19 protein-coding genes are annotated in these 23,817 nt (G+C 52.0%); 9 read left to right on the forward strand and 10 right to left on the reverse strand.

Translation table 11 applies throughout. The annotated features are described in order from the left end of the window. Position 1: 1 nt before the first annotated feature. The 4 genes from EZV72_RS10835 to EZV72_RS10850 form a co-directional block, all read right to left on the reverse strand. Positions 2 to 1,414 carry a transporter substrate-binding domain-containing diguanylate cyclase gene (locus tag EZV72_RS10835; protein WP_137167265.1) on the reverse strand — a complete coding sequence of 471 codons (1,413 nt, stop codon included), beginning with the start codon at positions 1,412 to 1,414 and terminating at the stop codon, positions 2 to 4. Positions 1,415 to 1,557: 143 nt separating this feature from the next. Then, positions 1,558 to 2,103 carry a PEP-CTERM sorting domain-containing protein gene (locus EZV72_RS10840; protein WP_175405095.1) on the reverse strand — a complete coding sequence of 182 codons (546 nt, stop codon included), beginning with the start codon at positions 2,101 to 2,103 and terminating at the stop codon, positions 1,558 to 1,560. A gap of 63 nt (positions 2,104 to 2,166) precedes the next feature. After that, positions 2,167 to 5,310 (reverse strand): S8 family serine peptidase, encoded by a 3,144-nt coding sequence (locus tag EZV72_RS18745; RefSeq protein ID WP_137167267.1) that lies wholly within the window; start codon positions 5,308 to 5,310, stop codon positions 2,167 to 2,169. 397 nt (positions 5,311 to 5,707) lie between these two features. After that, a complete protein-coding gene (locus EZV72_RS10850; RefSeq protein WP_137167268.1) occupies positions 5,708 to 6,883 on the reverse strand; it encodes a thiolase family protein in 1,176 nt (391 codons plus the stop codon). A gap of 278 nt (positions 6,884 to 7,161) precedes the next feature. On the opposite strand from EZV72_RS10850, the gene EZV72_RS10855 reads away from it, so the two are divergent. The 6 genes from EZV72_RS10855 to EZV72_RS10880 are packed head-to-tail and all read left to right on the forward strand — an operon-like array spanning position 7,162 to position 14,118. Next, on the forward strand, positions 7,162 to 7,569 hold the full coding sequence (locus EZV72_RS10855) for a MerR family transcriptional regulator (RefSeq protein WP_137167269.1): 408 nt from the start codon (positions 7,162 to 7,164) through the stop codon (positions 7,567 to 7,569). Then, positions 7,566 to 8,735, forward strand: a complete 1,170-nt coding sequence (locus tag EZV72_RS10860) for an isovaleryl-CoA dehydrogenase (RefSeq protein WP_137167270.1) — start codon at positions 7,566 to 7,568, stop codon at positions 8,733 to 8,735. The genes EZV72_RS10855 and EZV72_RS10860 overlap by 4 nt, the downstream gene beginning before the upstream one ends. A gap of 59 nt (positions 8,736 to 8,794) precedes the next feature. After that, positions 8,795 to 10,402, forward strand: a complete 1,608-nt coding sequence (locus tag EZV72_RS10865) for a carboxyl transferase domain-containing protein (RefSeq protein ID WP_137167271.1) — start codon at positions 8,795 to 8,797, stop codon at positions 10,400 to 10,402. Between the two features lie 9 nt (positions 10,403 to 10,411). Further along, positions 10,412 to 11,221 (forward strand): enoyl-CoA hydratase/isomerase family protein, encoded by an 810-nt coding sequence (locus EZV72_RS10870; RefSeq protein ID WP_137167272.1) that lies wholly within the window; start codon positions 10,412 to 10,414, stop codon positions 11,219 to 11,221. Further along, positions 11,211 to 13,220 carry an acetyl/propionyl/methylcrotonyl-CoA carboxylase subunit alpha gene (locus tag EZV72_RS10875; RefSeq protein ID WP_137167273.1) on the forward strand — a complete coding sequence of 670 codons (2,010 nt, stop codon included), beginning with the start codon at positions 11,211 to 11,213 and terminating at the stop codon, positions 13,218 to 13,220. The genes EZV72_RS10870 and EZV72_RS10875 overlap by 11 nt, the downstream gene beginning before the upstream one ends. Continuing rightward, positions 13,213 to 14,118 carry a hydroxymethylglutaryl-CoA lyase gene (locus EZV72_RS10880; protein ID WP_175405180.1) on the forward strand — a complete coding sequence of 302 codons (906 nt, stop codon included), beginning with the start codon at positions 13,213 to 13,215 and terminating at the stop codon, positions 14,116 to 14,118. Before EZV72_RS10875 ends, EZV72_RS10880 begins: the two co-directional genes overlap by 8 nt. A 36-nt stretch (positions 14,119 to 14,154) precedes the next feature. Here EZV72_RS10880 and EZV72_RS10885 read toward each other — a convergent pair whose 3' ends face one another. From EZV72_RS10885 to EZV72_RS10900, 4 genes are all read right to left on the reverse strand, one after another. Next, a complete protein-coding gene (locus EZV72_RS10885) occupies positions 14,155 to 15,309 on the reverse strand; it encodes a PepSY-associated TM helix domain-containing protein (protein ID WP_175405096.1) in 1,155 nt (384 codons plus the stop codon). Positions 15,310 to 15,436: 127 nt separating this feature from the next. Further along, positions 15,437 to 16,603: an MFS transporter gene (locus tag EZV72_RS10890; RefSeq protein WP_137167276.1), complete on the reverse strand. Its 1,167-nt coding sequence runs from the start codon at positions 16,601 to 16,603 to the stop codon at positions 15,437 to 15,439. Between the two features lie 163 nt (positions 16,604 to 16,766). Beyond that, on the reverse strand, positions 16,767 to 17,300 hold the full coding sequence (locus EZV72_RS10895) for an SRPBCC family protein (RefSeq protein ID WP_137167277.1): 534 nt from the start codon (positions 17,298 to 17,300) through the stop codon (positions 16,767 to 16,769). 44 nt (positions 17,301 to 17,344) lie between these two features. Then, positions 17,345 to 18,319 (reverse strand): nucleoside hydrolase, encoded by a 975-nt coding sequence (locus EZV72_RS10900; protein WP_175405097.1) that lies wholly within the window; start codon positions 18,317 to 18,319, stop codon positions 17,345 to 17,347. A 142-nt stretch (positions 18,320 to 18,461) separates the two neighbouring features. Here EZV72_RS10900 and glgC point away from each other — a divergent pair, with 142 nt between their 5' ends. Then, entirely contained in the window at positions 18,462 to 19,736 is a 1,275-nt protein-coding gene (gene glgC / locus EZV72_RS10905; RefSeq protein WP_137167279.1) for a glucose-1-phosphate adenylyltransferase, read from the forward strand. On the opposite strand, the gene EZV72_RS10910 is transcribed toward glgC, so the two are convergent. Beyond that, positions 19,687 to 20,541 carry an alpha/beta fold hydrolase gene (locus EZV72_RS10910; protein ID WP_137167280.1) on the reverse strand — a complete coding sequence of 285 codons (855 nt, stop codon included), beginning with the start codon at positions 20,539 to 20,541 and terminating at the stop codon, positions 19,687 to 19,689. The two genes, glgC and EZV72_RS10910, sit on opposite strands and share 50 nt — an antisense overlap. Positions 20,542 to 20,635: 94 nt before the next feature. Between EZV72_RS10910 and EZV72_RS10915 the strand changes: the two genes are divergently transcribed. Next, entirely contained in the window at positions 20,636 to 21,451 is an 816-nt protein-coding gene (locus EZV72_RS10915; RefSeq protein WP_137167281.1) for an acyl-CoA thioesterase, read from the forward strand. Here the strand turns inward: EZV72_RS10915 and EZV72_RS10920 are convergent. Further along, positions 21,448 to 22,290, reverse strand: a complete 843-nt coding sequence (locus EZV72_RS10920; protein WP_137167282.1) for an HDOD domain-containing protein — start codon at positions 22,288 to 22,290, stop codon at positions 21,448 to 21,450. The genes EZV72_RS10915 and EZV72_RS10920 overlap by 4 nt on opposite strands. A 250-nt stretch (positions 22,291 to 22,540) precedes the next feature. Between EZV72_RS10920 and EZV72_RS10925 the strand changes: the two genes are divergently transcribed. After that, on the forward strand, positions 22,541 to 23,770 hold the full coding sequence (locus EZV72_RS10925) for a glycosyltransferase (RefSeq protein WP_232364407.1): 1,230 nt from the start codon (positions 22,541 to 22,543) through the stop codon (positions 23,768 to 23,770). The last annotated feature ends 47 nt before the right edge of the window (positions 23,771 to 23,817 follow it).

Genomic DNA, 23,817 nt, shown 5'->3' on the forward strand with positions numbered 1-23,817 from the left:
CTCAGAAATAGGTGAGTTTTACCACCCCGCCGCCCATGCGGCGGGCCTGGTATAACACACTGCAGGCTTGTTCATACCAGTCATTGAAAGTCCAGTTATCCTGCAAGCCAGCCACCCCGGCGGCAATCGTGACAGTAAACCCTTTTTCCTGCGACGCAGCCTCAATACAGGCCAGCAGTCGCTGCGATAGCACTCCCGCTTCATCCTGCTCGGTGTGAGGGCACAAAAACACCAGCTGCTCGTTACTCCAGCGAGCAATCACATCGACCTCACGCACTGAAGATAAACAGGCTCTGCCCAGACATCGCAATAGGTACTCTTCGGTCTGGCTCCGGGCTGCATCAGTAAACGCTTCGGTATGCAGGATTTCCATAACGACCAGCGAGGTGGGTGTCTGAAAACGCCGGAAACGTGAAATTTCTTCTTCTGCTTTTAAAATAACATGGTTGCGGTTATACAGACCGGTCACGGTATCGTGATTACTTAAAAATTCGATGGTGCGGTTTTTTTCCAGCAAAATAGCCTGCAACGATTCAATTTCAGTGGTTTTGGCATTGATACGCCGGGTGATATCCCTAATTGAACGTTGCCGCCAAAATAGTAAACCGATAACAACAAGCGTCACCAATACCAGTCCGACCACTGGCATCAGATTTTTCACGTGCCTGACCCTGACCTGATTCCAGCGTTTGAACAGACCTACCCTGCGGCTTTCGGGGATGGCACTGATACCGCCGTTTACCAGCTCAGCCAGGTCGACGTCCGACTGGGCCCTGAACACAAAATGCAGGGCATCAAACGGCTCTGCCACACCGGCAATTTTAAGCTTTTCGTAATGTTTAAACAGATAGGCGTTGGCGCTTAGCAGCGACCCGACCATCACGTCGATTTCACCTTGCTCAAGCGCCTGGTAGCCCTGGTGTTCGGTACTCACCGGCACCAGCTCCACCGCCGGATAATAGCGGGCAATAAATTCATTATGGCGAAAGTCCCGGACCACCCCCACCCGGCGTCGGCCAATTCCACCATAGCCGTGTAACATCGGCGTATCATTACGGGTTACCAGAATATCAGGAATATCAAACACCGCCAGAGATTGCTGTAGTTCACTGCGTTCGAGCGGCGCGCTGTCCATCATACTGGCCATACTGCATTTACCGGACTCAAGAAATTCCAGTGACTGCTGCCAGTTATCGGTGGGAACCACGGTAAAGGTCAGGCCGGTCAGTTCGCCCAGCATCTGCATATAGTCAGCAATCAGGCCAATGTGGGTGTCGTTGCGTACGCCCTCATAGGGCATCCAGTTTACCGACGCACAATAATCCACATTCACCGGTTGTGCACGGGTATCAGACGGCCAGCAGAGAACCCCTGCCACCACTATCGCTGATACCATACTTTTCAATGCAAACACCTGATTTTCCGTGGCAAAATTATTACCTGAGTATCTATCGTAGGGGCACTATTTGCAATATTACGTGCGCATAATCTTATATCATTTGCACAAAAAAGCCCCCTTTGCAGGAGGCTTATCATACTGGTTTAAACGGTTTTTGCTTAGCTGCGCTGGCGGCGACCAAACAGCAGCATACCTATGCCTAACGCTAGAACAGACAGTACTGAAGGCTCAGGAACCAGGGCAAAATCTACATCATCTGCGGTAAAAACATCAATGTCCCCATTTGGATAACTAAAGGATACTTCAGTGAACTCCGGGAATGCTTCATCAAAAGAAAATGCAGCCACGATACCTGTTGCCATTGACTCAAAGTCAAAGCTTAAGAAACTAAACGTCTGACTCAGATCCATGCCGTTGAGCACTACCTCAAAATAATCCATATTATCTGGATCAATCATCTCGCCCAGAAATGAAAAGCTGTTGAGTGACAGGATGTCAGGGTCAAATGCCGTGCCTACCTGAGTTGGCTCGAAGAACGGGTCGTTTGCCAGTTTATCGGCGTACGCCATTTCATCAAAATTCAGGCCCATACTAAAAAACGTATCGCCGTTAATTTTCACATCCTGGGTGATAATCGCCGCGTTGGCTGACAAAGAACCTAACAGCAAAGCCGCTGCACTGAACATTTTTACTACATTTTTCATTTTTGTGTATTCCATTTTTAATTTTAATAGCGGGGCGCATTGCGCCCCATTTACTTATTATTATTAGTTTTGTAACTCAAGTACCGTTGTACCCTGCTCGTTACCTTCATCATCAAAGAAGCTGACTGTACCCATGTATACAGTATCTTCCATCAGACCGCGGGTGATAATGTTAACGTTGTTGAAACGTCCATCCACGGCACGGCGTGAAGAGGTCATTCGAACATTGTTCTGCTTACCGTTAACAATCCATACCAGCTGATCAAACTCAGCCTCACCGCTAGGTACGGTGTAGCCATGCGTCATCGCAATATAGAAGTCACCGGCACCGGCATTTGCCGCAGGTTCAGGGTTCAGCAGAATCACATCTTCATTTGAAGCAACATTCAGCGATGAGCCAACCTGTGCACACGAGTAAGCCACACAGCGATATACGTACAGGTCGATGTCTGCGCCGTCATCATAAACAAACTGATCTCGCAGTGAGAAGCGCGCCAGTGTCGTGCCTTCAGGCACAGTCCAGGCGGTATAGCTGGTGCCTGCACCTAAGAACTCAAACGAGCTGGCAGGGTCCTGACTGATCGTATCGGACGCCAGAATTAACGGTGCCAGACCTGCATAATCGATGCTGGTACTGCCGTTATACTGCATTTCTACCGGGAAGGAAGCACGGCCACGTTTAAGTTCTTTAGAAATAGACGCGGGAACATCAATCTTCACATCCGGCGTTGGCATAATAGCGATTGGACTGCGTACCACAGTACCATCGGTATTGGTCAGCACCAGGCCACCAAACACCCACTCACCAATTACCGTATTCGGTGTCTTGTTAAAGGTAATGCCATACGCTGCGCGCATACCAGGCTCAACCACCAGGTTATCAGACTCTGTTGGATTGCCCTCACCGTCGTAAGTCACTACCGACACATCCAGCCCTTCCAGACCTTCCAGTGCCACCGTGTAGTTGCCGCCATTACCCGATACGTCAGTGACCGTACGGAAAACCGTTTGCTCAGAGGCCAGCTCACCAATAGCAATCGACGGGTAGTTCAGCTGTGACGGATCCAGCGAGAAACCGGCAGCCTGATAGTCAGAACAGGCATAGCCTGACTCGTTGGCCACAAATGAGGTTTCGCCCAGACCACACATAAATGCCATGTAATCAAAGTAACCGGCATCATAAGTCAGGCCCGGATTCATCGCTTGTACCGGCGCAGCATGCCCTGCTCCAAAATCAAACGGATCAGCTGGTGTTTCACCATCTTCCTTGGTTACACCCTGATAAGCCGTCGTCATCAGCGCAGATTTAACCTGGGCCGGAGACCATTGCGGATACTGGCCTTTCAATAGCGCAGACATACCGGCAATATGCGGAGAAGACATTGACGTACCGCTAAGATACGCCACTTGCTGGCCTTGCTCACCAAACATTGGGGTATCTGTTGTGGCTGCCAGAATACGAACGCCAGGCGCTGTAATATCAGGTTTGATCACATCCAGGGTTGATGCATTAGGGCCGCGTGATGAGAAGTCAGCCATAATATTGCCCACTTCTTGCTGGTCGATGAAAATAGAGGCGCTTAGCTCAACATTTACATCAAGTCCATCGCTTAACTGCGCAGCCAGCATATCACCGGCTTCATCACCAATCATCCCGCCAGGGATCTGACCGACAAAATCGCCCCCTAAGGCGGTTACCGGGTTACCTGCCACGGTATAGACCACCACCGCAGACGCGCCGGACTCAACGGCCCGGGTCACTTTTTGGGTAAAGGCACAGTCACCACGTTGAATCAGCGCAATGTTACCGGCCACTTCATCGGCATTCGCCAGTGGTGTAGGCGTTACACCATCGTCATAACAACCACGCAGAGGTTCAGCCAGAACCAGCTTGCCGGCTACCGGACCAGTTTCTGACAGAGGCTTGGTTATCGCGCCTTCTACAAAGCTGTAAAGAATAGGATCGCCATTGACAGACGCTTGCATGGCGTTGGTTGCACTCACCCCATCATAAGTCGATGCACCTACGGTAGTAACCCACGGCGCTGGTGTGCCAATAGTTTGTTGAACCGGACCTGAGTTACCGGCAGAAACAGCGACTGACACGCCGGCGTCTGCCGCCCGCAGCATCGCTGAGGTTGACGGATAAGTTAAATCGGTTCGACTGCCGCCAATAGAGAAGTTCAGTACATCGACCCCATCTACCACAGCCTGATCGATGGCCGCCATGCTGTCAGACGGAAAACAACCGGCCTGATCTTCACCTTGTGGGGTGGTGTAATCAGAGTTCCAGCATACTTTGTAGGCCGCGACCCGGGCGCGTGGGGCAATCCCTGACATCACGCCAATCTGCGAGCCATTTTTCATAGCCGGTACGCCTTCGTTACCTGCAGCAGTACTCGCGGTGTGACTTCCGTGACCATCAGCATCACGGGGGCCGATAAACTCGCCCAGTTCGGTCTGAATGTCGTACACGCTGGCAAATGTGTCGCCATAATAGCGGGCACCAATCAGCTTGTTGTTACAACTGAATGTGTCATCTTCACCAGCATCACAGACCCCTTCCCAACCCAGCGCAGCTGGATCAGTGTAGGAACCGTCATCGGCAAAGCTTGGATTTTCCGGCGTAATACCGGTATCCAGAATACCCACAACCACGTCATCGCCTTTAATACCCAGTGTATGCTGACCATCAGCACCGGTCAGGCCTAAAAATTCAGGGGTGTTGGCAGTATCAATGGTAAACATTTCGTCTTCCCAGACACCGGCCACATCCGGATTATTGCGCAGGGCATCAGCCGCAGACTTAGACATTTGCGCTGCAAAACCGTTAAAGGTGTGCACATAGTTGTGCAGTACCTTCACAGCCCCACCGGCATTGGCAATTTCTGTCTGGCGCGCTTTCAGGCGCTTGGTATAAGCCTGTAGTTTTTTGCTCTTGGCGTTATAGCGGTTACCTTTGTTGGCAACCAGCTGGTTGGTGGGTACCAGCTCACCAATCTCGCTGGCATAGGTAATACCGGCCGCCTCTTTCATCTGAACGATATACACGCCAGATTGCTTGGTTGCTTTAGTCACCGGACCGGCTTGTGTGAGTTTCCCTGGATTGGGGACCGAAATCTGATTTCCTGCAATGGCAGCAGGCGCCAGCGAAGCTGATACTGCCAGAGAAACCATGGTTCCCAATAGATGTTTCTTAAATGTCATTTGCGTCTCCCATCGACACTTTTTTTATAATTTTTGTAGCAGCGCTCCGTCCTTGTGCACTATCCACAGACTTAAGTTCCTGCTGTTGAGTCGCACACTCTCCTGTGCACTGATACTCAGCGGAGCTAACACGTGTTGGTGAAGTCTGGATCTATTATTATTTTTTAGTGCCAGCCCGTTTATTATTGTTAAAAGATGGTGACTGACACGTCGAATATGCAAGAGGTAACTCAGAATTGCAATACGTTGATGTGGAAGAATTTTTAAATTTAAGAAACGGTTAAGAAAGGACTAGATGTAAAAAAACCTGACACTATGATCAGGTTTTTTACAATTAATAACTGTGAAGTCAGACGGTTAGATATTTCCCCCCTGAAAACAGTGTGTGCAGGTTTATTTACAGCATTTCAACAGCCAGAGCGACACCTTCGCCACCACCGATACACAGTGATGCGATGCCTTTTTTACCATTTTGCTGTTTAAGCGCATGTAACAAAGTGACTAAAATTCGCGCACCAGATGCACCAATAGGGTGCCCTAATGCACACGCGCCGCCTTTAATGTTCACTTTGCTTTCTTCCAGCCCCAGCTTTTTCACTGCCAGCATGGTGACCATGGCAAAGGCTTCGTTGATTTCAAACAAGTCCACATCGGCTTTGGACCAGCCTGCTTTTTCCATCACTTTTTCCATCGCGCCTACCGGTGCCAGGGTAAAGTTCTCAGGCTCAATAGAGTGGGTGGCATGAGCCACTACTTTCGCCAGCGGTGCCAGGCCCAGTTCACTGGCTTTAGACTCACTCATTACCAGTAAGGCTGCAGCACCATCAGAGATGGAGCTGGAGTTAGCCGCCGTGACTGTACCGTCTTTTTTGAACGCAGGGCGCAGGCTGGGGATTTTTTCAGGGCGAGCATTACCCGGCCCTTCGTCGGTGTCTACGGTAACATCACCCTTACGACCCGAAATAGTCAGCGGAACGATTTCATCTTTGAACGTGCCATTGGTAATGGCATCATTGGCTTTAGACAGTGAACTAAGCGCAAATTCGTCCATCTGACCGCGGCTAATACTTTCAGCATCGGCGGTATCCTGGGCAAAGCAGCCCATCGCCTTGCCATCGTAGGCATTTTCCAGTCCGTCCAGCATCATGTGGTCCAGCACCTGACCATGGCCCATACGATAACCGCTGCGTGCTTTTGGCAGCATGTACGGGGCATTACTCATGCTTTCCATACCGCCGGCTACCACTACCTGAGCTGAGCCCGCTTTAATCAGATCATGGGCCAGCATGACCGCTTTAAGACCTGAGCCACATACTTTGTTAATTGTGGTCACACCCGCAGACAATGGCAGCTCGGCTTTCAACGATGCCTGCCTTGCCGGCGACTGACCTAACCCTGCAGGCAGTACACAACCCATCACTACTTCATCGATCTGGCTCACATCAACATGCTCACAGGATGCCTTGATTGCTTCTGCACCCAGATCAGTGGCTGTCAGCGCCGCCAGGCTTCCGTTAAACCCACCCATAGGAGTACGTTTCGCCGCTACTATTACTACCGCTTCATTGCTCATAATGTGTTGCCTCAGTGTTAGTTGTACATCGCCCGAATCACAAGTGCAGTGCACTTACGAGGACGGGATAAAGCATACCGTCAAAGAAAAAAAGAAAATGTAACGGTATGTTGCCATGTTGACGTTAACAGTTTGTTACTTTACCTTAACGTAATATGCAATTTACGTTAACGTAAACCTGAACAAGTTAATCGTCAACTTACCGGTATTTTCCGGATACCGGGTTTTGACGAGCCATCAGGATAACTACCAGGCGTACTTCACAGGATTAATGTGTAATGAGTCATCACAATTCTGAACCGACCTACACCATAGGCGAGCTGGCACGCGAGTTCGATATCACCCCTCGTTCCATTCGCTTTTATGAGGAACAGGCGCTATTGAGTCCATCGCGTACCGGACAAAACCGCATCTACTGTATCAAAGACCGCGTCAGGTTAAAGCTAATTTTACGTGGTAAGAGGTTAGGTTTCTCGCTGGCCGAAGTTAAAAACCTGTTCGAACTGTACGACACCAACCCGGATTCCGCCGTACAGCTGGAAACCATGCTCACTCTGACCGAGCAAAAACGGGCCGTGCTGACCCAGCAGCTGGAAGACATTACCAGCCTGATGCGTGAGCTTGACGATGTAGAAGCCCGTTGCCGGGAAGAATTAGCCGAACTTAAACGAGGAAACATTGCATGAACACCCCGTACCCTACTCTCAATTTTGGCCTGGGCGAAGACATCGATATGTTGCGCGACCAGGTATATCAGTTTGCGCAAAACGAAATTGCGCCGCTGGCCGCCAGGGCAGACGAAGCGAACCAGTTTCCCAATGAATTATGGCCCAAACTTGGCGACATGGGCCTGTTAGGGGTCACGGTCGCTGAGCAGTTCGGCGGCTCTGATATGGGTTATCTGGCCCATACCGTCGCGATGGAAGAGATCAGCCGGGCCTCTGCAGGGATTGGCCTGAGCTATGGTGCCCATTCCAATTTGTGCGTGAATCAGATTCATAAAAATGGCAGTCAGGAACAAAAAGAAAAGTACCTGCCCAAACTGGTCAGTGGTGAACATGTCGGCGCGCTGGCAATGAGTGAGCCAAATGCCGGTTCAGATGTGGTCAGCATGAGACTGAGGGCAGAAAAACGCGGTGATGTGTATGTGTTAAACGGCAATAAGATGTGGATCACCAACGGCCCGGATGCCCACACCTTTGTGATTTATGCCAAGACCGATGTCAATGCCGGTCCCAAAGGCATCACGGCCTTTATCGTGGAAAAAGATTTTGCCGGATTTTCACAAGCCCAGAAGCTCGACAAGCTGGGGATGCGCTCTTCCAACACCTGTGAACTGATTTTTCAGGACTGTGAAGTCCCGGCGGCCAATATTCTGGGTAAGGAAGGAGAAGGTGTCAGGGTGCTGATGAGCGGGCTGGATTATGAACGCCTGGTGCTATCCGGCGGCCCGCTGGGGATCATGCAGGCCTGTATGGATGTAGTGGTTCCCTATATCCACGAACGGGAACAGTTTGGCTCGGCGATAGGACAGTTTCAGCTGGTTCAGGGCAAAGTGGCCGACATGTATACCCAGATGAATGCAGCCCGGGCCTATGTGTATGCGGTAGCCCGCTCTTGCGACCGGGGAGAAACCACGCGCAAAGACGCTGCCGGGGCGATCCTGTATTCGGCTGAACTGGCCACCAAGATGGCGCTGGATACGATTCAGCTGCTGGGCGGCAACGGCTACGTTAATGAGTATCCTGCCGGCCGCTTATTAAGAGATGCCAAACTGTATGAAATTGGTGCTGGCACCTCTGAGATACGCCGGATGCTGATTGGGCGCGAGTTATTTAAAGAATCTGAATAACCCCGTGTACAGCGCATCATCAGGTGCGCTGAATTTTTATTGTTTTTCAGGAGGGACCCGTGCCCGTTCTATCGACTTCAGTGAATTCAAAATCGCAGGATTTTGCCGATAATGCTGCGCACATGCAGGCGCAGGTTGACGATTTACATGAAAAAATTGCCCAGATTCGTCAGGGCGGCGGCGCCAGCGCAGCCGAACGGCATTTATCCAAGGGCAAATTGCTGCCTCGTGACCGGATTGATGCCCTACTGGACCCCGGCACGCCGTTTCTGGAGATAAGTCAGCTGGCCGGCTGGGAAGTCTATGAAGACTATGTTCCCGGCGCCGGTGTGATTGCCGGTATCGGCCGGGTCAGTGGTATTGAGTGCATGGTGGTGGCCAACGATGCTACCGTCAAAGGCGGTACCTATTATCCGCTGACGGTGAAAAAACACTTACGGGCACAGGCGATTGCTCAGGAAAACAATTTACCGTGCATCTATCTGGTGGACTCTGGCGGGGCCAACCTGCCCCGTCAGGATGAGGTATTTCCTGACAAGGACCATTTTGGCCGCATTTTTTACAATCAGGCCCGCATGTCTGCCCAAAACATTCCGCAGATTGCCGTGGTCATGGGTTCGTGTACCGCCGGTGGCGCTTATGTTCCTGCCATGGCTGATGTGAGCATTATTGTCAAAGAACAGGGCACCATTTTCTTAGGTGGTCCGCCTCTGGTCAAAGCCGCCACCGGTGAGGTGGTCAGCGCCGAGGAATTAGGCGGTGGTGATGTGCATACCCGAACATCGGGCGTGGCCGATCAGCTGGCTAATAACGACCATCACGCACTGAGTCTGGCCCGGGATGCGGTCAGCCGGCTTAATCGCACCAAACGGATTGATTTGGATGTACAACCCATTCGCGATCCGGCTCACCCTGCCAGTGAGCTGTACGGCATCATTCCCAAAGACAGCCGCAAAACCTTTGATGTCCGTGAAATTATTGCCCGGGTAGTTGACGGCTCTGAGTTTGACGAATTCAAACCCCTTTACGGCACAACGCTGGTCACAGGCTTTGCGCGCATCTTCGGCTATCCGGTTGGCATTGTGGCCAATAACGGCATCTTATTTGGCGAAAGCGCGCTGAAAGGCGCCCACTTTGTTGAGCTGTGTGCCCAGCGCAAAATTCCCCTGGTGTTTTTACAAAACATTACCGGTTTTATGGTGGGTAAACAGTATGAGTCTGGCGGTATTGCCAAACACGGCGCAAAAATGGTGACTGCGGTTGCCTGTGCCAATGTACCCAAACTTACCGTCCTGATTGGCGGCAGCTTCGGTGCCGGTAACTATGGTATGTGTGGCCGCGCCTACGATCCCCGCTTTTTATTTATGTGGCCCAACGCACGTATTTCGGTAATGGGCGGTGAGCAGGCTGCCGGCGTACTGGCGCAGGTCAAACGGGATCAGAAAGATCGTGCCGGCGAAACCTGGTCTGCTGAAGAAGAAGCGCAGTTCAGGCAGCCGGTTATTGATACCTATGAAAAACAGGGCCATCCGTATTATGCCTCAGCCCGGTTGTGGGATGATGGCGTGATTGATCCGGCCGATACCCGCCTGGTGCTGGGTCTGTCTTTATCTGCTGCGCTGAACAAGCCGGTGGATGACACCCGCTTCGGCATTTTCAGAATGTAAGGAGACACCATGGATTCGATTAATGCCAGTGTGCTTTATGAAGTGGATGAACGGGGCATTGCCCGGGTTACCCTGAATAATCCGGACAAACACAATGCATTTGATGATCAGATGATTGCTACCCTGACCGATATATTTCGCCGGGCCGGCCAGGATGAGCTGGTTCGCGCCCTGATCCTGCAGGCCAACGGCAAAAGTTTCAGTGCCGGGGCTAACCTGCAATGGATGCAGCGCATGGCCTCTTATACCGAGCAGCAAAATGAGCAGGATGCCATGGCACTGGCGACCATGCTGCAAACCCTGTATACGCTGCCCAAGCCGACCATTGCCCGGGTTCAGGGCGCGGCATTTGGTGGCGCCGTGGGCCTGATTGCCTGCTGCGACATCGCCATCGGCAGTAAGCTCAGTAAGTTTTGCTTAAGTGAGGTCCGAATTGGGCTGATACCTGCCACCATTGCGCCTTATGTTATCGAGGCAATGGGCGCCCGGGTGTGTCGGCGCTATTTTCAGACTGCTGAGGTTTTTTCATCCCGACGCGCCCGGCGCCTTGGCTTGTTAAGTGAGTCTGTCACCGAAGCGGAGCTCGACAGCACCATTGATGACATCATCAGTCAGGTGCTTAAAAATGGCCCGCACGCGGTGAGTCAGGCTAAGCAGTTAGTTCAGCAGGTGGCTGGTCAGCCGATTGACGAAAAACTGATGAAATCGACCAGTCAGTGGATTGCCCGTATTCGTGTATCAGAGGAAGGCCAGCAAGGGCTACAGGCATTTTTAACCCGTCAGCCACCGGCCTGGCAGGAGACCAAACATGATCACTAAACTTTTAATTGCTAACCGGGGCGAGATTGCGTGCCGGGTGATTCGTACTGCACGCCAGCTGGGTATCAGCACGGTGGCGGTGTATTCAGATGCCGATGTCAATGCGCTACATGTCAGCATGGCCGACGAAGCGGTCAGAATCGGGCCGGCTCCTTCCAAAGACAGTTATCTGCAAGCCGACCGCATTTTACAGGCAGCCAAACAACTGGGGGTGAATGCGATTCACCCCGGCTATGGCTTTTTATCTGAAAATGCCGCGTTTGCCGAAGCGTGTGAAGACGCCGGCATTCGTTTTATCGGTCCTGGCGCAGCGGCAATCCGGGCAATGGGATCTAAATCTGCGGCCAAACATATCATGGAGCAGGCCGGTGTGCCTCTGGTGCCCGGCTATCACGGTGATGATCAGTCGCCAAAAACGTTGAAGCAGCATGCCGATAACATGGGTTACCCGGTACTGCTGAAAGCCGCTGCCGGCGGCGGTGGCAAAGGCATGCGTCAGGTATGGTCGGAACAGGAGTTCAGCCATGCGCTGGATGCTGCAAAACGCGAGGCAATGGCCAGCTTTGGTGACGATATCATGCTGGTGGAAAAGTATTTAACCGCGCCCCGCCATGTGGAAATTCAGGTGTTTTGCGATACCCACGGCAATGGGGTGTATCTGTTTGAACGGGACTGTTCCGTGCAGCGCCGCCATCAGAAAATTATTGAGGAAGCCCCGGCCCCGGGTATGACTGACGCCCTGCGTAAACAAATGGGTGAAGCTGCGCTTAAAGCGGCGCAGGCGATCGATTATGTGGGCGCCGGTACCGTTGAGTTTTTGCTGGATGAAGACGGCCGTTTCTATTTTATGGAGATGAACACCCGGCTGCAGGTTGAACACCCGGTGACCGAGAAAATCAGTGGCGAAGATCTGGTGGACTGGCAGATACAGGTCGCCAATGGCCTGCCTCTGCCTAAAACCCAGGATGAACTGCGTTTAACCGGCCATGCCTTTGAGGCCAGACTGTACGCCGAAGACCCGGACCATGACTTTTTGCCCGCAACCGGCACACTGCGCTTATTACAGCCACCGCAGACATCTACGCATGTCCGGGTGGATACCGGCGTGATTCAGGGGGATGAAGTGTCGGTTTACTACGACCCCATGATCGCCAAACTGATTGTGTGGGACACTGACCGGGATCGCGCCCTGCAACGACTGCTGGCGGCTCTGCGCGATTATCATGTGGCCGGCGTCACCACCAATCTGGAATTTTTGTACAATGTGGCAGCAAGCCGCCCGTTCCAGCAAGCCGAGTTGGTCACCACCTTCATTGAAAAGCATCATGACATGTTGTTCAGCCCGGCCATCGACGAGGATCAGACCCAGCGTCTGGCCCTGGCAGCCTTGCTGATTTTACTCAACCGCCAGCAAGCCCGGCAACCGGCCAATCCTGAAGTACCGCCTTCACCCTGGTCGCTGCCGCTGGCCTGGCGGGCCAATTATGTTCATAAAGAACAATTAACTCTGTCGCTACAGGACACCCTGCACACAGTGGATGTCCTGCACAGCGGCAGTACTGAGCAGCCCGGTCAGTGGACCCTGCATATTGGTGATAACGTGGTACAGGTCAGTGGACATATTGAAGCCCATACCCTGCATGCGCGCCTGGACGACTATCAGCAGCGGATAAACTGGAGTCAGGACAGTCACCGCCTGACGTTGTTTACCGCCACCGGTGCCTGTCATGTTGAGCATCATCAGCCGGATTTGGGGGATATGGATGACGCCGCAACCGACAGCGACTTTGCCGCTCCGATGAACGGGACCATGGTAGATGTGCTGGTAACGCCCGGCACGCCGGTAACCAAAGGCACCCCATTACTGGTGATGGAAGCGATGAAGATGGAGCACAGTATTGTGGCACCGGCCGACGGTACGGTCGTGGAGTTTTTCTTCCAGCCTGGCGATCTGGTTGATGGCGGGGCCCGGCTGCTGGAGTTCAGTCGTGATGAATAACTTTCCTGAACAGGTCACGCTGGTTGAGGTGGGTCCCCGTGACGGGCTGCAAAATGAAAAACACCCCGTCACCACCCAAACCAAAATTGAACTGGTTGAACGCCTGGCCGAAGCTGGTCTGACAAAAATTGAAACCGGCAGTTTTGTATCGCCTAAATGGGTGCCGCAAATGGCCGACTCCGGCGATGTTTTTGCCGGTATTCAGCGCAACCCGGTTGTCACCTACTCGGCCCTGACACCTAACCACAAAGGATTTGAACTGGCGATGGCGGCAGGCGCCGATGAAGTGGCGATTTTTGGCGCGGCGTCCCAGTCATTCAGCCAGAAGAATATTAACTGCAGCATTGAGGAAAGCCTGGAGCGATTTGCACCTGTGCTTGATGCAGCCCTTGCTCACGGAAAGCGGGTACGCGGGTATGTATCTTGTGTGCTGGGGTGTCCGTACGAAGGATATATTGCGCCGGAGCAGGTGGCCAGGGTCAGTAAGCTAATGCTGGACATGGGCTGCTATGAAATATCGCTGGGTGACACTATTGGTACCGGCACCCCGGTGAAAACCCGCGCCATGCTTGATGCAGTTATGACCCAGATTCCGGCCTCCCGTCTGGCGGTTCATTTTCATGATACCTATGGACAGGCACTGGCCAATCTGACCATGGCACTTGGCTGCGGTATTCAGGTGATTGACAGTGCCGTTGCCGGACTGGGTGGTTGCCCGTACGCCAAAGGAGCCAGTGGCAATGTAGCCACCGAAGATGTGTTGTACATGCTCGATGGCATGGGAATTCGTACCGGGGTCAATATGGACCGTCTGCTTGATACTTCCCGGTTTATCAGTCAGACGCTGGGGCGCCCGCCGGTATCTAAAGCCGCCAATGCCCTGCTGGCGGCCAGATAACAGCTTGTTTCATCAGCAGGTGGCTTTTTGACTCCTTCAGCCGCCTGCTGCTTTTCTACTTTTTCTTATGCTACTTCCACGCTGCTGACCGCCGGTACGTCGCAGGCGCCAGCGGTAAACCCCCAGTACAAACAACAGCGCACAGGCAAGGCCTGACAATACCCATAACACCCTGCCGGTAACACCCAGTGCACTGCCGGCATGCAAACTGTGCAGCCAGTTCAGCACTGTGGCGGTGAGGTTCTGCTGACGATAATCGCTAACCTGAATGACCGACGGCGTGCGCGTACTGACAAATACCTGAGAATGGGGAAACCGGCGGGACGGATCTCCTGCAACCTGAAACCGGAAACGATAGTAACCGGGCTGGCCATCTTTTGCCGGCGTGTGAATCCAGGCGAGCCGGGCACCGGGAAGGGCTTGCCTGGCCACTTCAATCGCTCTGGATAGCGGCACCTGCACCGGCCCTACCGGCGCCGACACCACCGGCGCGGGCGCTGTGCTATCAGGTCCGCTCACAGTATGTAACAACGCTTTGGTCTGCACGGGTAAGGCAAGCATGGCCCCGGTGCTCAGCAAAATCATCAGCGGGGCGATAAAAACCAGCCCGGTCAGCTTATGAACATCATATAAAATGCCCATTCTGCTGGCCCGCCGTCGGGTCTGAAATGCTCTTATCCACTGCCCTTTGCGCGGCCACCAGGCAAGTAGGCCGCTGAGCAGCACCAACAAACTGAGCAACCCGAAATAACCGGCAATCAGCTGCCCGGTGTCACCACTGAGTAACTGAAAATGCAGGTTAAACAACCAGGTCACCAGGTAATTTCCCCAGTAACTCTGGCGTAATACTTCACCGCTGCCGGCATCCAGCCAGGCCATCAGCGGCGCAAAACCCTGCCCTTGTTTTTCCGGCGGGTTATAGTACCGCACAGGTATAAAGCGCTGTTCGGGAGTCACTTCCAGCCGCCACGGACCGGGTTTATCCGGATAGGACCGGTGAAGCGATGCCAGCGCCTTGTCCCAGTTAATCTGACTGACCGGTGTGGTCGCGGACAAACGCGGATGCAAACCGGTATCCAGTTCATTATAAAAAACCAGTGCAGAACCGGTCAGGGCAAACACCACCAGCAGCGCACCAAGTGATGCGCCCAGCCACAGATGCAGGCGGCGGGATAATTTACGCCAGTTCACAATAAAAAGGGGATCCGTAAAGCGTCATGTTCATCAGACATCATTGCAGGAAAAAACCGGCGTAAGGCTATCACAGTCATAGCCAGGTGCGTACTGCCTGCGACAATTTGTCGCGCTGAGTTTCTGATTATTTTTCTTTAGGCAGCATCACGGTCAGGCCGATAGCCACAATCAGCACCGCAGTCATAATATACACTACCGAGAAGCTGATCATGGCAGGCAGCACCGCATATAATGCACCAAAGGCCAATAATATAAAGCCGATGGCGGTATTACTGAAGGCCACCAGTTCTGTGCGGCTTTGTCCTTCACGCACATCCAGGCTGTAGGTTTTACGTCCGGTGCGCACGCCGGTATGCGCTACCGACAGGACAAAAAATAATAGCCCTGATACCCAGATACTTTCGCTGTTAAACCACAGCAGTCCCATACAAGCTGCCACCGCAATCACACCGGACAGTTGCAGGGTGCGGCGTGCGCTGTAGTCTGACAAGCGCCCCCAGATCAGCGATGACAGCATAGCCGCCGCAGCCTGAGCGGCCAGATACAACGGCAGTAATTCATCCGCGCCTGACTGGCTCTCAAGCATAAAATAAGGTGCCACCAGCGCCGAGTGCACAAATAAACCGCGGACCAGTACAAACCGGTAAATCACGCTGTCGAATTGCCAGAAGCGGGTCTGGTTATCTGTGTCGCCGGACACCCCGGCGGTATCTACATAGGTAGTGACCGGCAGCAGAATCAGCAAGGTAAGCAGTAAGGCTGCAGTGGCGGTGGCTACCAGTGCAACGATAATGGTCAGCCCCATTGATTGTTCAAAGAACACCAGCGGGACTGCTACCATCAGGGTCAACACGCCAGAGGCCGTAGAGGCTTTACCCAGTAAATGCCCCCGCTCGCCCTTAGCGGCAATATTCGCCTCTATATCCTTAACGGTCAGTGAGCAGGCCGAGCGCCCCAGGCTCAGCACTACCAGTGCAGCCAGAATAAGCCAGCCGGCAGTACTGTTTTTAAACATCAGCGCTGCGGCGACTATCACCAGACAGGCGGCCATCTGCACCACAATGCCGGCACGCCAGATCGTATGCCGGGCCGACATGCTGCGCAGCAAAATACCAATGACACTTTGTGGTAGCAACGCACCGGATTCACGGATAGGTACCAGCCAGCTTATCATCCACACCGGAGCGCCCAGCGTGATAAGTAAGGCCGGTAAAGTGGTTTTGGCAGAGATAAGCAAATCTGCCAGCTTATTGGCAGCCAGGCTGGCAACCAGACGCTGTTTGTTATTCATCGCGACGCGAAGACCGGACAGTAATAGTAGTAAAATTTAATTACGTGGATGCAAAATCATCAGATCAGGCGAGCTTCATGTCTGAGACTGGTTGTTTAAGAAGCAATAAAAAACCGGCCAGAAGCCGGTTCAGTTTAACGCTAACAGCCACATGTAGTCGCCATCAGCTTTTATTTTCGACCACCGTTTTGAGATTCTCCAGTCCGGTTTCAAAATCCGGTCCTATCATGTCGTCTATCATCAGCGCGATGTATCGGTTGACCGGGTTATCCCCCACCTCCCCGCTATCAAGCCAAGTCACCCGGGTTCCGTCCGGGGTTTGCTCCAGCACTATTTTGCCGCTGGAGTCCATCTCATAGTCAGGAAAGCGTAACGCATAAACCACTTTACGATTATGTGCCAGTTCGGTAATTTCCATCTCACCATCGCCCTGACTGTCGCTCTCCCACCGGGTATACATACCAATGGCCCGGTCCGGACCGCCATATTCAATCTGCATATTCGGGTCCCGCTGAAACCATACGCCCCAGCTGGACCAGGCTTTCAGATTAACCACCTCAGGGTAGATTTCTTCAGGGGCTGCCTCAATCACTATACTGCGCTTTACTTCATAGTCATCGGGTAAACTAAACCCTATGGCAATAATGCCTGCCATCACTACGCCAAATGCAATAACCAGCTTTTTCAGTAACCCCATGTTCGTCATCCTGTCTGATCAAGTCAGCACATTATAACACTTTATTAACATTTAGCGAGCTTGAGCTTATCCAGCGATCCGGAAAACTGTTCGGTAACATATTCAATCACTTGCTGAGCATCTACCTCACTCACCCAGCGAACCAGACTGCCTTTATCGTCAATACAGGTATGACCGGCAGAGGGCGTGGTCGTCTGCACACTGAGTAAACGCTCTTTAACACTGTAACATTCTGCCGGCAGCCCCAGTATGCTGGTGGCCAGAATGTCCCACAGAAAATAGGTAAACTCGTAGGCAGGTATCGCGGTAGTGGTGGCCGCCCATAACTGTCCTGCTAAGTCCGACAGGGCGGTATCAGCCTTTGCCAGGTTTTGCAAAAATGCGCGGTCTACCGGTAAGGCGTTGGTGGCATCCAGCGGCACCATCAGTAAACTGACATCGCTGTGCACAAGATCATAGGTGGCTTGCGGATCCCAGTAAGCATTCCACTCTGCGCTGCCATCGTGATCATGCATCGCCACATTTCCTTTTACCTCAACGGCACCGCCCATCCAGATCACCTGCTCAATCTTGCTGGCAAGCTGGGGATGACGCTTCAGCACCCAGGCCAGATTAGACGCCGGGCCGGTCATCACCACAGTTACTTTTTGTGTGCAGTGACTTAAGTAATCCACCAGCCATTCGTGGGCCGGTACCGGCTGCACATTATCGCGGCATTCTTCTATTCTGAGCATTTGCGGCATGGCATGACAAACCCGTGGCTGCGCCCGCCATTCTGGCGGAAAAGGATTCGGCCCGACCAGATTACCAACTGCCACCGGCACTTCTGTCTGCCCGGCCAGAGTAAGTAATTTCAGACTGGAAATCAGTGCGTCATCCGGGTAACAGTCGGCCGGCGTAATACATACCCCTTTCACCTCAACCTGAGGCATGGTTAGCGTTAAAAGTAATGATAAAATATCATCAATACCGCCGTCATGGTCAAAAATAACCGGCGTTTTTGCTTGCGCAGAAGTCATAGACATCCTTTTGTGGCTTATCAGTTTTTCTGGTGTAAGATGAGTGCTTACAGCGTAATGTTTCATCAGATTTTACGCATGTATACGTCAAGGTTCAGCCCCTTTTTCAGCGGGCATTTTTTTAAGCAGGGAGACCGCAGTTATGGCAGACAATAGTTCACGTTATATTAGTAACCTTACCAGAGATACCTATGCTCTGATTCTGGCTGGTGGCAAAGGTTCACGTTTACATGAACTGACCAACTGGCGCGCTAAACCTGCTTTGTATTTTGGGGGTAAATTCCGGATTATCGATTTTCCCCTGTCCAATTGTATTAACTCCGGTATTCGCCGGGTGGGTGTGGTTACACAGTACAAATCCCATTCCCTGATTCGCCATCTGGTGCGTGGTTGGGGACATTTTAAAAAAGAACTGGGCGAATCGGTAGAGATATTACCCGCTTCCCAGCGCTTTTCAGACAGCTGGTATGAGGGTACCGCAGACGCGGTCTTCCAGAACATCGATATTATCCGTGATGAACTGCCTAAATATGTCATGATTTTGTCCGGCGACCATATTTATCGTATGGATTACGGTAATATGCTGGCGGCGCATGTGGAAAGCGGTGCAAAAATGACAGTGTCGTGCATGACAGTCCCCATTGAGGAGGCTGCTGGTGCATTTGGCGTGTTATCGGTAGATGAAAACTACCGGATTAACGGCTTTGAGGAAAAGCCAGCGCAGCCAACGCCGGTCCCCCACAACGACCAGATGTGTCTTGCCTCGATGGGCAACTATGTGTTCGATACGGAGTTTTTGTTTGAGCAACTGCGCAGAGATGCCGAAAATACGGGCAGCCAGCGGGATTTTGGTAAAGATATTATTCCTTCCATTATTGCGGATAACTGCGTGTATGCCTATCCGTTTGAAGGCGGCACCGACGGTACGGCTTACTGGCGCGATGTGGGCACCATCGATTCTTTCTGGGAAGCGAATATGGAAATGGTCGCCCCGGTACCTCAGCTAAACCTGTATGACCGTCAGTGGCCAATCTGGACCTATCAGGAGCAGCTGCCACCGGCAAAGTTTGTCTGGGAAGACCATGATCGCCGGGGCGAAGCGATTAACTCGGTTGTATCAGGCGGCTGTATCATCTCCGGCTCAACATTGCGCCAGTCGCTGGTGTTTTCCAATGTGCGGGTACACTCGTACGGCTTGATCGAAGACGCCGTTATTTTACCGGATGTGGAAATTATGCGGCACTGTAAGCTGCGTAAAGTCATTATTGATCGCGGCTGTACCATCCCAGAAGGCATGGTCATCGGCTACAATCATGAGGAAGACCGCGCCCGTGGTTTCCGCGTATCAGAAAAAGGCGTGGTGCTGGTTACCCGTGAGATGCTGGGGCAGCCGGTGGGTGGACTGGGGAACGGTTAACCGGCTGCTGCGCCCAGCGGCTGATCGTCTGTTCAAGTTTAGCGGCCACCACCTGTGGATGCTCCAGCGGTAACATATGCCCGCCAGGTAAGCTGGTATGCTGCATCGGATTCATTTTAATAAAGCGCTGCCAGTGCGCCGGTTTACACACATTTGACTGCTGCCCGGTAATCAACAGCCCCGGGCAGGCCAGCTTATTTTTAAACCGATTCAGGTTATGCGGAATGTTTCGGAAAATATTGGCCTCCACCAGCGGATCAAAGGTCAGTCTGATACGATTTTCCTGCAGTGCTGTGGCAGCATTAACATAATCCCGGATACACGCTTCCTGCATATTGGCAAACAGCGCTTTTTGTCTGAAATAAGCCACCAGATCACTGTCTTTTTCCCAGCTGTGTTTACGAAATTCAGCCAGTCTGGCCGGCGTTAACTTATTAATGTAGCCAGTGTGCTTAGCGCCGCGCAGCAATAAGGTACCCGGCCCGGTGATCAGCGGCGGATCAATCAGTATCAACCCGGAAAACCGGTGTGGCTCGGTACAGGCCGCCATAAAGGAGATAACTGCGCCAAAGGAGTGGCCAACCAGGTAAACCGGCGCATCGCGACTATTGAGCGCCACATAATCAAGTAACTCCTGAACCTGGTTCTGCCAGTTGCGACCAACGGGTAAATGCGGCTCATGACCAAACTGGGGCTTGGCAATAATATTCCAGTGTTCGGGCAGCCGATTAAAGATTTCCTGATAACTGCCTGCAGGAAAGCCGTTAGCGTGCGCAAAATGCAAGGTAATTTTCTGACCTGCCACAATATCTCCCTGTCTCAAAACAAAAAATTTACAATTGGCGTGATACACTGGTTGAGGTAGGATAGCATAACGCACTCATCTGACCAGAATAACTATGCATATTGATGAACTTCTTTCTTTGCCAGAGGTAGAACACACTGGCGACAACAGCGGCGTTTTTTATGGCTTGCAGGTTCCCGCTGACTGGGGACAGGGACGCACTACCTTTGGTGGTCTGACCGCGGGCATGGTGTACTCGGCCATCAGCCGGTTTATCGGTGAAGAGCGCGTTCTGCGCGCTTTTAATACTAACTTTGTCGGCCCTACCTCGCTGGATACTCCGTTTGAAATACAGGTGACCCGATTGCGGGAAGGTAAAAATGTCAGTCACTTTGAAGGTAAACTGATACAGGATGGTAAGGTTTGCGTAGCCTGCCAGGCTTGTTTTGGCGGCAACCGTACGTCAAAAATCCGGGTTGAGAATCATCAGGTCCATGCCATGGCGCCGCCCAAAAAAGCGCAATTTATACCGCAAATTCCCAAGGTAACACCCAAATTTCTGCGTCACTTCGACTTGGCTATCGTCGATGGCGGGGTACCTTTCACCGGCCGTAAGTCCAGCCATTACCACGGTTTTATGCGCTTTACCCAAGCACCGGAAGCGTTTAATGAAGCCCACTTAATCACCATGATCGACGCCTGGCCGCCCACATTATTACAAATGATGAAGTGGCCGGCACCGGCCAGTACGGTTACCTGGAACCTTGAATTTATTCATCCTCATCGCCCGGTCACCGGCGCCGACTGGTTTGCTTACCAGGCACATACCCGGCAAGCCGCTGATGGCTACGGACATACCGAAGCCACCATCTGGGATAAAGATAATGAAGTCGTGGCGATCAGCCGCCAGACGGTCGCTGTATTTGATTAATACAGCACAAAGGAGCTGGGGTTAAACAACCCGATAACACTGATGCACTGCAGATTAGTTACATCCAGTGCATCTTCTAAATCATTACGGCTTAGGTCCAGCACCTGATGTAATGACTCATCCAGGTTGCTGTAACCAGGATAAATATCCGGGTGTACATTATCCAGCGCCAACAGATAGCTCAGCTGCATAATGGTGTTGTCCATATCGCCGGTAATATTGTCTCTATGTAATCCAGCTATCGGGTTATGAATAGACGCCGGAATGCCCCACTTTTCAATCAACAGCGCAGATAATTCATTGTAAGTAAAACCCAGTACCGCATGCTGTAGCTCCGCCGGACTGACCCGGGTATTAAATTCCTGACAACGGCTGACCATTTCCGGCGATTTAGCCAGTACCACCAGCTCGCCAATATTATGCAGTAAGCCGGCCACAAACAAACGCTCTGGTTCGCGTATACGCTTGTACTCGGCAAAATATTTTGCCAGCAGGCCACAACTGACACTTTGCTCCCAGAATTTATCCAGATCGATGTTTTTAGCTTCAATATCGCTAAATGCGTGCGTGACGCCATAGGCCAGCGCAAGATCATAAGCTGAACGGGTACCGACAACCTGTAATGCTTTACTAATAGTTTCTATTTTATTGGGAAAACGATACAGCGCACTATTGGCCACTTTTAATAGCTGGGTAGTAAGGCCCGGATCAAACGAGATAACTTCCGCGACATCATCAATACTTGACGCCTGATCATCCATGCACTCTTTGAGTCGTGTAACAGCTTCGGGAAGCACAAATACGTCCGCTGCTTCTGCTGCCAGGTCCTGAACATTCATGTAATGGTAACTCCTCAGGTAGCCTTGTGTTTGCCATTGCTACATTAACCGGGATGTTTGCACCCCACACTATGGTATAGGTTAGTTTAATGATGAATGCTATGCATCACTAGCGAAAAATTGTGGCTATTTTGTAACTAAATTCATCAAAGCGGTGAAATGTGATTTTTACCGCCTGCTTACGATGCCCTTATACAGTCTGTTTTGCTATCATCCTACGCCTGGCGTGATTTAAAAAAGGTACTGTTGTTTGTCTCAGCCTCATCTGGTTGTCATTGGTTATGTGTGGCCTGAGCCGTCCTCTTCGGCCGCTGGCGAAAATATGCTGAATTTGCTGCTGGCGTTTGTTCAGCGCCAGTGGACAGTCAGTTTTCTGACCGCCGCCAGTGACAGCATCCATAAAGCAGACCTTGCCGCGCTGGGTATCGATGCCTACCCTATTGCTTTGAATAACAGCAGCTTTGATAGTCTGATTTCTCAGCTGCGGCCAGATGCGGTGGTGTTTGACCGCTTTATGATTGAAGAGCAGTTTTCGTGGCGGGTACGTAAAAACTGCCCGGATGCCATGCATATTTTAAATACCGAGGATTTACACAGCTTGCGTCATAGCCGGCAGCAGGCAATCAAACAGCACACCGACGCTACACCGGATTTTTACGATCCCATGACCCAGCGCGAGATGGCGGCAATCTTACGCTGCGATCTGACGCTGATAATCTCTGCCGTTGAATACACTTTATTAACCGACGTATTTAATGTGCCTGTCCAGCAACTGATACAAACCCCGCTGCTGCTTAGCCCCCTCACCGACAGGACCATACCGGACTTTAACCAGCGCAGCGGCTTTGTGTTTATCGGTAATTACCGGCATGCACCCAACTGGGATGCAGCGCTTAAGCTCAAGCAGGTTATCTGGCCACAGATTCGCCGGCAGCTTAAACATGCCACCCTGCATTTATATGGTGCCTATCCGGCCAAAAAGGTCACCGACCTGCATAACCCCAGGCAGGGTTTTATGGTAGAAGGCTGGGCACAGGATGCACGGGCCAGCATCATGCAGCATAAAGTAATGCTGGCCCCCTTGCAGTTTGGTGCCGGTGTTAAAGGTAAGCTGTTAACCGCTATGCAGTGCCAAACGCCAAGCGTCACCACGCCGGTCGGCGCCGAAGGAATTGCTGATGCCTGTCACTGGCCCGGCGCGGTATGCACCACTGATGATGATCTGGTTGCTCACAGTGTGGCCTTATATGAAAACCCCGGACAATGGCAGGCTCAGGCAGACAAAGCACAGCAGATTTTGCATCGCCACTATAATACGGCGCAAAACCAGCAGACGCTGGTGAACCACTGTGAGGCGCTGATGAGCACACTATCTGAACACCGGCGCCAACTGTTTATGCAGCAACTGCTGTGGAATGAAACCTTACGCAGTAATCAGTATATGTCTCAGTGGATTGAAGCAAAAAACACAAAAAACTAAGCATTGGCACCGGTTCTCTGCTATATCTGTTATGAATAGTTTGAGTA

Source organism: Salinimonas lutimaris (assembly GCF_005222225.1).
Lineage (GTDB): Bacteria > Pseudomonadota > Gammaproteobacteria > Enterobacterales > Alteromonadaceae > Alteromonas > Alteromonas lutimaris.

Coding starts and splice junctions, on each gene's coding strand:
- EZV72_RS10920 (WP_137167282.1), bottom strand. CDS start 22,290: ATGAATGTTCAGGACCTGGCAGCAGAAGCAGCGGACGTATTTGTGCTT.
- EZV72_RS18745 (WP_137167267.1), bottom strand. CDS start 5,310: ATGACATTTAAGAAACATCTATTGGGAACCATGGTTTCTCTGGCAGTA.
- EZV72_RS10875 (WP_137167273.1), top strand. CDS start 11,211: ATGATCACTAAACTTTTAATTGCTAACCGGGGCGAGATTGCGTGCCGG.
- EZV72_RS10880 (WP_175405180.1), top strand. CDS start 13,213: ATGAATAACTTTCCTGAACAGGTCACGCTGGTTGAGGTGGGTCCCCGT.
- glgC (WP_137167279.1), top strand. CDS start 18,462: ATGGCAGACAATAGTTCACGTTATATTAGTAACCTTACCAGAGATACC.
- EZV72_RS10915 (WP_137167281.1), top strand. CDS start 20,636: ATGCATATTGATGAACTTCTTTCTTTGCCAGAGGTAGAACACACTGGC.
- EZV72_RS10850 (WP_137167268.1), bottom strand. CDS start 6,883: ATGAGCAATGAAGCGGTAGTAATAGTAGCGGCGAAACGTACTCCTATG.
- EZV72_RS10840 (WP_175405095.1), bottom strand. CDS start 2,103: ATGAAAAATGTAGTAAAAATGTTCAGTGCAGCGGCTTTGCTGTTAGGT.
- EZV72_RS10870 (WP_137167272.1), top strand. CDS start 10,412: ATGGATTCGATTAATGCCAGTGTGCTTTATGAAGTGGATGAACGGGGC.
- EZV72_RS10855 (WP_137167269.1), top strand. CDS start 7,162: ATGAGTCATCACAATTCTGAACCGACCTACACCATAGGCGAGCTGGCA.
- EZV72_RS10890 (WP_137167276.1), bottom strand. CDS start 16,603: ATGAATAACAAACAGCGTCTGGTTGCCAGCCTGGCTGCCAATAAGCTG.
- EZV72_RS10895 (WP_137167277.1), bottom strand. CDS start 17,300: ATGGGGTTACTGAAAAAGCTGGTTATTGCATTTGGCGTAGTGATGGCA.
- EZV72_RS10900 (WP_175405097.1), bottom strand. CDS start 18,319: ATGACTTCTGCGCAAGCAAAAACGCCGGTTATTTTTGACCATGACGGC.
- EZV72_RS10860 (WP_137167270.1), top strand. CDS start 7,566: ATGAACACCCCGTACCCTACTCTCAATTTTGGCCTGGGCGAAGACATC.